Source organism: Halomonas sp. KG2 (assembly GCA_030440445.1).
GTDB lineage: Bacteria > Pseudomonadota > Gammaproteobacteria > Pseudomonadales > Halomonadaceae > Vreelandella.
This window is the reverse complement of sequence record CP098528.1, coordinates 1,863,194-1,875,976: the sequence shown is the minus strand read 5'-3', so window position 1 is coordinate 1,875,976 and position 12,783 is coordinate 1,863,194. Positions and strand designations below refer to the sequence as shown.

The 12,783-nt window shown below is 51.8% G+C and carries 12 protein-coding genes; 7 read left to right on the top strand and 5 right to left on the bottom strand.

Features of this window, described 5'->3' with window-relative positions:
• Nucleotides 1–71: 71 nt before the first annotated feature.
• Nucleotides 72–731: a nicotinate-nucleotide adenylyltransferase gene (nadD, locus tag NDQ72_08705; GenBank protein ID WKD30004.1), complete on the bottom strand. Its 660-nt coding sequence runs from the start codon at nucleotides 729–731 to the stop codon at nucleotides 72–74.
• A complete protein-coding gene (locus NDQ72_08700) occupies nucleotides 728–2,035 on the bottom strand; it encodes a glutamate-5-semialdehyde dehydrogenase (protein WKD30003.1) in 1,308 nt (435 codons plus the stop codon). The genes nadD and NDQ72_08700 overlap by 4 nt, the downstream gene beginning before the upstream one ends.
• Before the next feature lie 186 nt (nucleotides 2,036–2,221).
• Between NDQ72_08700 and NDQ72_08695 the strand changes: the two genes are divergently transcribed.
• From NDQ72_08695 to NDQ72_08685, 3 genes are read left to right on the top strand one after another with little or no spacing between them, the layout of a single operon-like run.
• Entirely contained in the window at nucleotides 2,222–3,079 is an 858-nt protein-coding gene (locus tag NDQ72_08695; GenBank protein ID WKD30002.1) for a hypothetical protein, read from the top strand.
• Complete coding sequence (locus NDQ72_08690) at nucleotides 3,072–4,004, top strand: diguanylate cyclase (protein WKD30001.1); 933 nt, start codon at nucleotides 3,072–3,074, stop codon at nucleotides 4,002–4,004. Before NDQ72_08695 ends, NDQ72_08690 begins: the two co-directional genes overlap by 8 nt.
• A 27-nt stretch (nucleotides 4,005–4,031) precedes the next feature.
• Nucleotides 4,032–5,423 (top strand): bifunctional DedA family/phosphatase PAP2 family protein, encoded by a 1,392-nt coding sequence (locus tag NDQ72_08685; protein ID WKD30000.1) that lies wholly within the window; start codon nucleotides 4,032–4,034, stop codon nucleotides 5,421–5,423.
• 10 nt (nucleotides 5,424–5,433) lie between these two features.
• Here NDQ72_08685 and NDQ72_08680 read toward each other — a convergent pair whose 3' ends face one another.
• The 3 genes from NDQ72_08680 to mpl are packed head-to-tail and all read right to left on the bottom strand — an operon-like array spanning nucleotide 5,434 to nucleotide 8,107.
• Complete coding sequence (locus NDQ72_08680; GenBank protein ID WKD30367.1) at nucleotides 5,434–6,057, bottom strand: LysE family translocator; 624 nt, start codon at nucleotides 6,055–6,057, stop codon at nucleotides 5,434–5,436.
• A 2-nt stretch (nucleotides 6,058–6,059) separates the two neighbouring features.
• A complete protein-coding gene (locus NDQ72_08675; protein ID WKD29999.1) occupies nucleotides 6,060–6,725 on the bottom strand; it encodes a UbiX family flavin prenyltransferase in 666 nt (221 codons plus the stop codon).
• Nucleotides 6,722–8,107, bottom strand: coding sequence for a UDP-N-acetylmuramate:L-alanyl-gamma-D-glutamyl-meso-diaminopimelate ligase (mpl, locus tag NDQ72_08670; protein WKD29998.1), 1,386 nt, complete (start codon nucleotides 8,105–8,107; stop codon nucleotides 6,722–6,724). The genes NDQ72_08675 and mpl overlap by 4 nt, the downstream gene beginning before the upstream one ends.
• Nucleotides 8,108–8,349: 242 nt before the next feature.
• Here mpl and NDQ72_08665 point away from each other — a divergent pair, with 242 nt between their 5' ends.
• The 4 genes from NDQ72_08665 (at nucleotide 8,350) to NDQ72_08650 (ending at nucleotide 12,778) form a co-directional block, all read left to right on the top strand.
• The gene (locus NDQ72_08665) at nucleotides 8,350–8,736 is read left to right on the top strand and encodes a glutaredoxin (protein WKD29997.1); all 387 of its coding nucleotides are present in this window, start codon (nucleotides 8,350–8,352) and stop codon (nucleotides 8,734–8,736) included.
• 328 nt (nucleotides 8,737–9,064) lie between these two features.
• A complete protein-coding gene (locus tag NDQ72_08660; GenBank protein WKD29996.1) occupies nucleotides 9,065–10,636 on the top strand; it encodes an ABC transporter substrate-binding protein in 1,572 nt (523 codons plus the stop codon).
• A gap of 151 nt (nucleotides 10,637–10,787) precedes the next feature.
• Entirely contained in the window at nucleotides 10,788–11,837 is a 1,050-nt protein-coding gene (locus NDQ72_08655) for an ABC transporter permease (GenBank protein WKD29995.1), read from the top strand.
• Nucleotides 11,834–12,778 (top strand): ABC transporter permease, encoded by a 945-nt coding sequence (locus NDQ72_08650; protein WKD29994.1) that lies wholly within the window; start codon nucleotides 11,834–11,836, stop codon nucleotides 12,776–12,778. Before NDQ72_08655 ends, NDQ72_08650 begins: the two co-directional genes overlap by 4 nt.
• Nucleotides 12,779–12,783 lie beyond the last annotated feature (5 nt).

Genomic DNA, 12,783 nt, shown 5'->3' with positions numbered 1-12,783 from the left:
GCAAAAGCAAGCTCAGTGATAGTCAGTCAATAAGCCGGCCATTGTAACGGCTTCTTTCCTGACTGCCAGCGCTATTCATCAGAATGATACAAACCGTGCCGCAGAATGGCTTCTTCGACGGCCTCAGGCAGTAGATAACGAACGCTTTTGCCCTTTTCTAAACGCTCTCTAATATAAGTAGCTGAAATCGCCATCATGGAGGGCAAGGCCAGCGTCAGAACACGACCATGAGGGCTTTGCATCAGTTCATCTACACTATCGACTTCACGATTACTCACCAGTTCCCTTAATTCCTCAGGCCATGGTGCGTTATAGCCAGGTCGAGCGATCACAACGAGATGTGCTAAAGAGAATATCTGATTAGCTTTGTGCCATTTGGCTAACCGCAGAAAAGCATCGAACCCAATGATCATCACTAGACACGCGCTATCGCCATACGCTTGCCGCAATTCAGCAAGCGTATCCACGCTATAAGAAGGCCCTTCGCGGCGTAGCTCTCGATCATCAGCCATCACACCTGGTGTGTCGCTAATGCCTAGCTTTAACAACTCAAAACGCTGTTCTGGTGACACCTGAGGCGTATCACGCAGAGGCGGCTGAGGAGCGGGAATCATGTGTAAACGATCAAGCTCCAGGGCTTCACGAACCTCAACGGCGCTTCGCAAATGCCCCAGATGTACAGGATCAAATGTGCCCCCCAGCATGCCTATTCGCATGGGTGTTAAACTCATTGCCTGATTTGCCCATCACCAAAGACTACATATTTTTGCGTTGTAAGCCCTTCTAATCCAACCGGCCCTCGCGCATGCAGCTTATCGGTTGAGATACCAATTTCTGCACCCAGTCCATACTCAAAGCCATCAGCGAAGCGCGTAGAGGCATTGACGATGACTGAGCTTGAGTCAACCTCAGCCATGAAACGTCTCGCGAGACTGATGTCTTGAGTCACAATGGCATCAGTATGATGGGAGCCATAGTGCTCGATATGCTGAATCGCCTCATCCATTCCATCGACAACTTTAATCGCTAAAATCGGCGCAAGGTACTCAGCACCCCAGTCCTCTTCGGTGGCCAACGCCGCCTGGGGCAGCAATGCTCGTGTACGCTCGCAACCACGTAGCTCTACATGATGCTCGGCGTAGGCACGAGCCAACTCTGGCAGCACGATGTCAGCAATCGGCGCATCCACCAGCAGCGTCTCCATCGTATTGCAGGTGCCATAGCGATGCGTTTTGGCGTTTACCGCGATGGCCAGCGCTTTAGCGGGATCGGCCGTAGTGTCGATGTAAACGTGACAAACCCCATCGAGGTGTTTAATGACCGGCACCGTTGCTTCGCGGGAAATGCGCTCGATTAGAGACTTTCCACCTCTTGGAATTATGACGTCGACGTACTCGGGCATGCTGATCATCGCACCTACTGCAGCGCGATCGGTGGTGGCAACAACCTGTACGGATTCAGCTGGCAAGCCAACATCGGCTAGCCCCTCCTGAATACAACTGCTAATCGCCGCATTTGACGCACTGGCTTCAGAACCGCCGCGTAGCAAGCAAGCATTACCCGATTTTAAGCACAGGCTTGCTGCCTCAAGGGTAACGTTCGGGCGAGATTCATAAATAATGCCAATAACGCCTAGCGGCACGCGCATTTTGCCAACTTGAATGCCGCTTGGGCGATAGCGCATATCGTCAATTTCGCCAACGGGATCTGGCAGTGCAGCCACTTGGTGCAAGCCTTCGACCATGGCATCAATTCGCGCATCATTAAGCGCCAGACGATCAAGCAATGCAGCGTCTAGGCCGGTTTCTTTGCCACGCTGCAAATCAAGCGCATTAGCTTCTAGTATTAATTGTCTAGAGGCTGTCAGGCGCGATGCCATTGCCTCAAGCGCACGATTTTTCAATCCCGTATCAGCACGACGTAGCTCTCGAGCAGCTGCCCTAGCGCCTTGACCGAGCACCTGGATATAAGCGGGCACATTCCCCGCAGCTAATTGCTGTAGGGCTATGTTTTGGCGTGCGTTTGAACCGCTCATACTTTCTCCCTGTCTTATTGCGTATGCAAGGCAAGTTGCATTCTATGGTAGTGGTACTAGGTGTTTGGCAGTATGTTACGCCATTAGGGCGTTATACTGACGCTGTTAATGAATACATATTGACGCCCACGCCTAGTCAAAGTGCTCCATGGGCAATCTTGAATTAAAGGTGAATAGTAAGCCACCATGCAAAACAAGTACAAAATACGCCTGCTAAGAGCCAACCTGTTCGCAGCGGCGTTAGCATTAGCGTCCTGGACATATATGGCGCAGCCAGCGGCCGCGCTAGTACTTTGGTTGTCTGTAGGCTGGCTTTTTGTTACTGCGCTATTGCTCGACTTTAGCCATCGTCGTTCTAAAGGCCTACCTTGGCAAGTACTCACGGGGGCGCTACTACTGGGACTTATTGCCGTGGCTCCAGAGCGCCATAGCTTTTTAATATGGGCTTGGGCGGCAATGTTTATGCTGCCTCAGAAACGCTGGGTGGCCGTGTTCAATACGTGCGCCGCGTTGATTAGCTGGTCATTAATCGCCCCTCTTCTTAGCTTACCCGAAGCGCTGCTACTGTTGGCGGCATTGATCACGCTAGGCGTGCTGTCCAGTGCAAAAGCGTGCCAGTTAATCGATATTAACGGCTCCATTCGCAAACGCCTTCGGCTAATCCCCGGGTTAAATCTATGGCCTAGCGGGCAGCTGCTGAGAGACCTCAGCCGCGAACAAACCCGTTCTGAACGTGAAGCCATCTATGCAGAGTTATTAATTATCCAAGTAAAACGCCATCAGCTTTGGTCGTCGGCGCAAAAATTATGCAGCCTCATATACAGCTTCGAACACGTTTATCGCTTAAATAATCAGACACTTGCCGCCTTGATGTTGTCGCATAGCCCAAAGGAAGCCGCCCAACGCCGCAAGCTTCTCTGTGCAGGCCTCCCAGAAACACAGCACTCCCATCACTTACCACTAATGGATATAGAGCTATCGGGTCTATCCGTCGAGGCGCTAGTTCAGCTCCCGCCTCAACAACGGGAAGGTAACGATGATTGACCAACTGCGACACAGACACCTGATAACGTTTGCCTACACCGCGAGTGTAATCCTAGTAGCAGGATACACATTCTGGCTTTATAGCATGGGCAATTATCACGACCTTTTAGTGCCAATGTTTGTGACACTACTGCTACTTACTGCGTTGTTAATGCACCACAGCCAAGCGTTAAACCCTGTTGTTCCCCGCGCTATTTTGCTGGGTAGCAGTTATGTCATTACCCTGGCCACCTTCTACAATCATCCTAGCATCTCGACAATTTGGATCGGACTGCCCACGGCCGCGGCATTTTTTTTACTACCGCTATCGAGCGCGTTCTTACTAACGGTATTTTCCAGCCCCCTGTGGTGGCTACTAACCCGTCACAGCGATGCATCCTCAGAGACAGTTATTGCTTATATCGCTCTCATTCTGCTGATGGCCTTACCACCATGGGAGCACGCACGTCAGAGAGCATTGTTGAGGGCGACAGACCCAAACGACAATGATTGCAATGCTTACCATATTGATACGCTAAAAGAGCGGCTTCACAACGAGTTTCTGCGCGCAGCAATGCTCAACAAGCGCTTGGCAGTCTTAGTGATGCATTTACCCCAGCTTGATATGGCGGAAGAGCAATTTGGTTCACGCGCAAAAACGGCGTTGCTTGGCGCGCTCTGTAACGAGGTCAATAGCCGTTGCCGCGACCACGATCTGTTAGGTCGGGCAGGCAACGCCACGTTCTGGTTAGTACTGCCCGACACAAGTGAGAGCGGTGCTATGTTGGTGCGCGAACGGCTTCAACGCGCACTATCACAACGTGTTTTAGTAGAAACGGGGCAGTTAGAAACCCGCATTGCTGTTTGCCTACCATGCCGAAATGAGAGCTTTGAACGCTATATAAATCGCCTGGAAGCTCGTGCAAACGCATTATCTATAGCCTGATGCGGATTAAATGGAGCAGTATTTTTCATGGCTGATACGCTTTTTGCCCTGTCACTCTCGCCAGCCATGTTACTCCTGATGGTTGCACTGATTTCGCTGCTTGAATCCCTTGCGCTGGTTGGCTTATTGGTCCCTGGTGTTGTATTAATTACCGCCGCTTCGTCCGTGGCGGGACATGAAGCCATTGCCCTGCCATGGCTAATCGGTGCTGCGTTAATAGGCGCAATGTTGGGGGATAGCATTAGCTACCTGCTTGGCTATCACCATCGTGAACAGGTCACTAACCGCTGGCCTTTATCCATGCACCCAGAATGGCTTGAACGCGGCGTACGTTTTTTTAACCGTTATGGTATCCATTCCGTATTTATCGGTCGGTTTGTAGGCCCAGTCCGCCCCATTATTCCGCTTATTGCAGGTATGCTGCGGATGCCAAAGCGCACTTTTTTGTGGGCCAATATCACCTCCGCAGCCCTATGGGCCCCCGCTTATGTGTTGCCTGGCTACTTACTAGGAAGAACCTGGCAACAGCACCTCAACCTCCCCCCAAATATAGAAACGGCAATCATTACATTAAGCGCAAGTATCGTCGTGCTTGCAGTGATTTTTTCCTGGGGAAGAGCCCAAGTTGGACGCCACGGTTTCATCTACTTGGCAACAGCACGTCTTATTCGCCGCATCCCCTTTATGCGTCGGTCGTGGCTCTCAATGAGCCTTAATGATGAAGTGCCGCTAGCCTCGTTACTGCTGTTTTTGATCACGTTGGCAAGTGTCTCCGCCTGGACTCTGCTAGTCATCCATCATCAAGACCCGCTGGCGATAGACCTACAAGCACAGCGACTGTTTAGCTGGTTAACCAATGAACCACTTCAGTTAATCAGCGTAGCCTTAGCTAAAACAGGCGATGCACTCGGGGTTAGCGCACTACTTTTGCCTTTGGCCGTTTGGCTGATCCACCATAAACGCATCGATGCTCTCTGCCATTGGGTCTTTGCCATCGGTGGCGTTGCGCTGCTCAACACAATAGGAAAAATGGTTTTTGAGCGTGCTCGACCAGCAACGCCGGAGTACTTAATTGGCTCATTTTCATATCCAAGTGCACACACCTCCACGACGGTTGTTGTTGTAGGGCTAGCAGCGGCTTTCATTGCGGCAGAATTGCACCGCAAACAACGCATTTGGGTTTATTGGCTGGCCATTATCTTAGCAACACCCATGGCGTTATCGCGCTTGATATTAGGCGTTCATTGGCTAAGTGATCTCATCGGCGGCGCCCTCTTGGGCTTGCTGGTATGCGCCCTCATTCGGCTGAATTGGCAGCGACGCGTTAGGGCTCCTTTACCTCATTGCCCATGGGGCAGGCTAATGGCATCCACCATCGCGTTGGTAGTCCTGCGGATTATCCTGATACCACCTGTCTAGCCATTCGGTGCTATCCCAGGGCCAGCCAGATCCCCACGCCTATCATTAATGTCCCGGCAATGCGATTAAGCAACCTTACATTGCCACTTTTGCCCAGCACGTTACGCAGCGTTTTGCCCCCTGTTGCGTAGACCAGCATGCTGGCAAACTCGATCACTAAAATAACCGCAATCAGCAGCGTTAGCTGAGGCGCAAGTGGCCGACTGCCATCTAAAAACGGCGGCAACAGCACCATGAAAAAGGCCCAGCCTTTAGGGTTGGCCACTGCCGTGACTAATCCCTGAGTGGCCAGTTGCACTCGCCCTGCAGCAGGTCCAGCATTAAGCTCGGCAGGAATAGCCATACGCCCTCTAGAGCGCCACATCATAATGCCCAAATAAGCTAAGTAAGCGCCGCCTACCCACTTAAACGCAATGAACAGCTCTGGCTGTCGTAGCATTAACGCGGCTACACCAGCACCTGCAGCGGCGGCCACAATACCAACACCCACTAACTCGCCTATCATCATCCACAGCGTTCGCTTCACTCCCTGGGTCATGCCCAGCACCATGGCCAGCGTCATACACATCCCCGGCGTTAGTGAAACGAACAAAAAAGTGGGTACAAACACTGACAGCGTCGCCCATGACATCATCATTACTCTTCCGTGTTGTTTACGTCGTTATCGGTATCATTCGACGTGGTTTCATGACCCTCTCCCCAGCGCGGTACAAGACGGTGGGCAATACCTAGCTGATTGAGTATCCGGGCGACCACAAAGTCGATCAAATCTTCTATCCGTTCTGGGCGATGATAAAAGCCGGGGGCCGCGGGCAAAATTACGACGCCCAGGCGGCTTAGCGCCAGCATGTGCTCAAGGTGAATGGGCGAAAATGGACTTTCACGCGGCACCATGACTAGTGTCCGCCGCTCTTTGATGGCAACGTCAGCGGCACGCTCAATTAAGTTGTTGCTCGCGCCTGTTGCGACGGCAGACAACGTACCGGTAGAGCAGGGACAAATTACCATCGCAGAGGGAGCACCGGACCCCGATGCCACGGGCGCCATCCAGTCTTCACGCCCAAAACAGCGGATTTGACCGGGCTTGGCACCACTCTGCTCAGTAAGCGCCTCGACTAAGCGCTTTGGCTGAGCGGGTAACGACACATCAGTCTCAGTGGCAATAACCATGTGTGCCGCCTTGGAGATCATTACCCACACTTCATGCCCTGAGGCCACCAATGCATCGATCAAGCACAGGCCATATTGCGCCCCCGAAGCTCCTGTCAGCGCCACCGTCACCGGAGGTTTAAAGTCTGTCACTCAGTTTGCTCCTTGGCAGACAGCGCACTCAATAGACGCTGGTGAACGCCCTCGAAACCGCCATTGGACATAACAACGATACGGTCAAGTGGTGACGCGTGAGTAACAACCGCCTTAACAAGTGCATCGATATCGCTATATAGCTCGGCGCGCTCGCCTTGTTCAGCCACTAACGCCTCCATCGACCAGTCAAGCCCTGCTGGTTGAAACCAGAACACTGCATCCGCATCGGCAACGCTCTCGTTTAGTCGAGCACGTAGAGCGCCTAAACGCATGGTGTTGGAACGTGGCTCAATCACCGCGAGTAGTCGCCCTTTGGTGGTGGCTGCGCGCAACCCTTTTAACGTCGCTGCAATCGCTGTTGGATGGTGGGCAAAGTCATCAATGACTTGCACGCCATCCACTTCACCGATGATTTCCTGACGCCGACGGGGCGTTTTAAAACGCGCGAGAGCAGCACAAGCGCGAGCGAGATTCACACCGCAACGGCTCGCTGCAGCAAGTGCCGCGAGTGCATTGCGCGCGTTGTGCTCACCGGTTAACGCCCACTCGACCACGCCATCCTCTTCGCTGTTTGCCCCGATGTGGAGTACCTGAAAGCGACTACCATCCTCACGTTCCAAACGCAGTTGCCACTCGCTGCTCTCTAACGTGCCAAAATGCTCGACCGACGACCACGCTCCCATTTCCAGAACACGCTCCAGCGCTGGCTGTTGATCAGCAACCAGCAAGCAACCTTGGCTCGGCACAGTTCGCACCAAATGGTGAAACTGGCGTTCAATCGCCGCAAGGTCAGGGAATATATCGGCATGGTCAAACTCCAAGTTGTTCATCACCGCAATCTGGGGACGGTAGTGAACAAACTTAGAGCGCTTGTCAAAGAACGCCGTATCGTACTCGTCAGCCTCGACAATAAAGGGACTGTCGTGATGGCCTAAGCGTGCCGACACGCCAAAATTACGCGGCACGCCGCCAATCAAAAATCCAGGCGTTAAGCCAGCGCTTTCCAATAGCCATGCCAAAAGGCTGGCAGTGGTGGTCTTACCGTGAGTACCTGCAACGGCAATGACTTGCCTCCCAGGCAGTACATGTTCAGCCAACCACTGAGCGCCAGAAGTATAGGGCAAACCGCTATTTAGCAGCGCCTCGACTTCTGGGTTACCCCGCGATAGCGCATTTCCTACAATGACAAGTGAAGGCTGATCAGCAAGGTTTTCGGCGCGATACCCTTCCATCAAGGTGATCCCTGCCTCTTCCAACTGGGTACTCATGGGAGGATACACATTCGTATCTGAGCCGCTCACCTGATGCCCTAACTCCCGCGCCAGCAAAGCCAGGCTCCCCATAAAAGTGCCGCAGATACCCATAATATGCAGACGCATAGGTGAAGCGCTCCTTACTTAACCAGTTAACTAAGCTGCTGAGACTAGCATGCAACGTTAACTGGCTCATCTAGTTCAAGGCAGGTCTTGGCTTTAAAACTAGCGCCTAAGCACGTTCAGAAGTGACAAAACGCCCAGTTTGATGCAGGATGCGGCTACCTTTTTGCTCATGATCTTTTAGATACGATCATTCATACACATCCTAGCGCTGACTAATTTCAGTGTTGCCGAGGGAGCTTACAATGCGTGTTTTAATTCGCTATTTCTTCAGAGGTGTTCGCCTTATTCTAGCCCCCGTCATGTTGATCTCAGAGAAGCTTTCAACCCCAAAAGCGGTAGAGCGTACCGAGGAAGAGCAAGCTAAAGTCGATGCCGCCTGTGAGCACCTAGCCCTCTATCAGTTCCGGACATGCCCTTTCTGTATCAAAGTACGCAAAGAGATCGCACGCCTGGGACTTAATATCGAACTGCGCGATGCTCAACTAGATCCTGCCCATAAAAAAGCCCTGCAAGAAGGCGGCGGCAAGGTCAAAGTTCCCTGCTTAAAAATTAATCATGAAGACGGCCGGGAAGAGTGGCTCTACGAGTCAGATGCCATTAACCGCTGGCTACATCAACATTTCGCTTAAAACACATTTTTGCAGATGCCGCTATTGAACAGAAACGCCTAAATAGCGGCTCACACTCCCTCCACCTTCGTCTAACCTCCCCTCCTTGCAAGGCCGTACCCAGCCCAGTCATTCAGCAGATGAATGATACCTCTCATTATTTCGATTGTATGACGCGCCCCACACTCTCTATGTTTATAGCGAACAGAATATTGTTAGAACAGCTTACAAGCTGACCGTGTCTGTTTTGCTGGTTTTCAAATGCAGTTGGTGTTTAAAAACACTTAGTTCTTAAACACACTCGTTATGGCCAGCAAAGTGAACAATAAACAATACAAAGGGAAACATTATGACGTTTAAGAAAACGCTACTGGCTTCTGTTATTGGTGCCGTGGTTGCAGGCACGACGATGCTGCCCATGACCGCGAGCGCAGAAACCCTGCGCATTGGTTACTCTGCCGATCCTGAAACCCTCGATATCCACGAGCAGTTATCTGGCGGCATGTTGCGCCTTTCACACTTAGCGTTTGACCCGTTGGTACGTTGGACAAAAGATTTCGAGTTTGAGCCGCGCCTGGCAACCGAATGGGAACAGGTAGACGAAACCACGACACGCATGACGCTGCGTGAAGGCGTCAAGTTTCACTCAGGTAACGATTTCACCGCCAAAGACGTGGTATGGACCATTGAGCGCCTGAAAGAGAGCCCCGATTATCGCGCTATTTTTGAGCCCGTCGCTGGTGCCGAAGCAGTTGACGATTACACTGTCGAAATTACCACCACTGAGCCCTACCCACTACTGCTCAACCTTGCGACTTACATTTTCCCCATGGATAGCGAGTTCTACACGGGAGAAACGGAAAGCGGCAATGAAAAAGCAGAAATCGTAAAAGCGGGCAACTCATTTGCATCGCGCAATGCATCGGGCACAGGCCCATTTATTATCACTGAACGCCGCCAAGGTGTTCGCGTTGATTTTGAACGCTTCGAGGATTACTGGGATACCGAAAGCGAAGGCAACGTTTCTAAAATTGTCCTGACACCTATTGCTGAAAATGCCTCACGCGTGGCGGCACTACTGTCAGGCGGCGTTGACTTTATCGATGCCGTACCGCCCAACGATCTGGACCGTGTTCGCGAAGCCGGTAACGCCAACCTGGTAGAAGTGGATGGTACGCGCATCATTGGCTTCCAAATGAACGAAGAGCGTGTTGAAGCCTTCCAGGATGCACGTGTGCGTCAAGCCGTTGACCTGGCGATTAACCAAGAGGGTATTGCCGACCGCTTGATGCGCGGTTTCGCTACGCCAGCAAGCCAGTTCTCTCCCGCAGGCTATTCAGGCCACAACCCTGACTTAGTGCCTCGTTATGACGTTGAACGTGCCAAAGAGCTGATGGCAGAAGCGGGCTACGAGGAAGGGTTCAGCGTTGATATGATCGCGCCCAATAACCGCTATGTGAACGATGCCCAGATCGCTCAAGCAGTGGCAAACATGCTGGCACAAATTAACATTAACGTTAATCTGCGCACCATGCCCCTCGCTCAATACTGGCCTGAGTATGATGACCGCGCTTCCGATATGGCGATGATTGGCTGGCACGCTGACACCGAAGACACCGCCAACTTCTTCCAGTACCTCTCTTTCTGTATTGATGAAGAGACTGGCGCCGGCCAGTACAACTACGGCAGCTACTGCAACGAAGAAATCGACGCACTTGTGACTGCGGCAGATAGCGAAACCGATCTCGAAAAACGCAATGAAATGCTGCGTGAAGCCGAAGCCATGCTTTATGAAGACGTGGGCTACATCACGCTGCATTGGCAGAACCTTGCCTATGGTGCAGCTAACGGCGTTGATATCGAGCCAGTTGTTAACGCCCTAGACTTCCCCTATCTAGGTGATCTGGTAATTAGTCGCTAATTACCACGCTTACTTTTACACGTGCAAGGATGCTTCGTTCCCCAACGCTTTGGGGAACGAAGCGTTGTATGTGGTTAATAGCCTCATCATAGGCTTCGCCCTAACTTGCAATTAACTCTCTATTAAACCTATGACATAGGTGGCGTACGCCATGATTGCTTTTTTAATCAAGCGCCTGATGCACGCGATATTGGTGATGTTTGTCATCAGTGTACTGGCCTTCGCCATCCAGGATAACCTGGGTGACCCTGTACAACAGATGGTCGGTCAGTCGGTTCCCGAAAGCGAACGTGAAGCCATTCGCGAGCGCTTGGGCTTAAATGATCCGTTTTTAGTTCAGTATGTACGCTTTGCGAAAAACGCCGTTCAAGGCGATTTTGGCGACTCTTATTTTTATCGTGAACCTGCGCTGGAGGTTATCGCCCGGCATTTGCCTGCAACGCTCGAACTGGTGTTCGCCGCCACGCTGATTATTGTGCTTTTCTCAGTACCGATTGGCGTTTATAGCGCGATAAAACCTCGCTCACCTATATCACGTTTTTTTATGGGGGCTTCGATCATCGGCATTTCGATACCGGTGTTTTTGACCGCCATCTTATTGATTCAGATTTTTTCGATTGGCATCACTATCACGCCGTTTCCTGAAAGTACCAGTTGGGGAGCTTGGCTAAATGGCCTGCTATCGACAGAAGGCAATATGCCATCGTTTGGCCGCGGCTATGACTTAGTACATGTGGTAGGCCACTGGGACACTAACTTGGCCACGTGGAGTGGTTTACAGCACCTAGCATTGCCCGCTATTTCACTCGCCTCAATTATGTTGCCGCTGTTTATCCGCCTGATTCGTGCGGAAATGATGGAAGTGCTGCAGTCAGAGTACGTGAAGTACGCCCGAGCCAAAGGCATTTCAATGCGACGCGTTTACTTTGTGCACGCGCTTAAAAACACCATGCTGCCGGTTATCACCGTTGGTGGCGTACAAATCGGCACCATGGTGGCTTACACCATTTTGACCGAAACCGTTTTCCAATGGCCGGGCATGGGACTGATGTTCCTTGATGCTATTAACCGAGCCGATATTCCGCTGATTGTTACCTACCTGATGATTGTCGGCGTCATTTTCGTGGTGACGAATACCATTGTGGATTTGATCTACGGCTTCGTTAACCCCACCGTAAAACTGACAGGTAAGCCCGCATGACAACGCCCACAACAACGACTGCACCCAGCCGCTGGGAACGCCTGCGCGACTCCTATTTATGGTACAGCTTCAAACGCGACCGCACGGCTCAACTGTGCCTCGCAGTCTTTATTTGCTTAGTGATCGCAGCGTTTTCAGCCCCATTGCTAGCCCCTACCGATCCTTATGATCTGGCTCAAATCGACATTATGTCGTCCGAGCTGCCTCCCTTTTGGATTGAGGGTACCGATGAGCGTTACAGCTTAGGCACCGACGCTCAAGGGCGCGATTTATGGTCGATTATTCTCTACGGAACCCGCGTATCGCTACTAATTGGCTTTGGCGCGGTCATACTTCAAGCACTGCTCGGCGTAACGTTCGGCCTAATGGCAGGCTATCTAGGCGGCCGCGTCGACGCGTTGTTAATGCGCTTGGCCGATATCCAGCTGTCATTTTCTACCCTGATGGTCGCGATCGTCGTGGGCGCTCTAGTGAAAGCCACTATGGGCAGCGCGTTCTACAGCCAATATGCCGTGCTCATGCTTATTTTGATTATTGGGTTAGCCGAGTGGCCGCAGTACGCACGTACGGTGCGCGCCTCAGTGCTAGCTGAGAAAAACAAAGAGTACGTCGATGCTGCACGCGTCATGGGGCTACGTAGCAAACGCATTATGTTCCGCCATGTGCTGCCTAATACCATGTCGCCGATTTTTGTTATCTCAACGGTGCAGATTGCCAACGCGATTATTTCAGAGGCTGCGCTGTCATTTTTAGGCTTGGGAATGCCAGAAACCCACCCATCGCTTGGGTCACTCATCAAATCGGGCTTTGATTATATCCAATCGGGGTCTTGGTGGATCACTCTGATTCCTGGAGCAGTACTCATTGTGCTGGTGCTGTCTATCAATCTATTGGGCGATTGGCTACGTGATGTCATGAACCCACGACTCTATAAAGGCTGAGGACA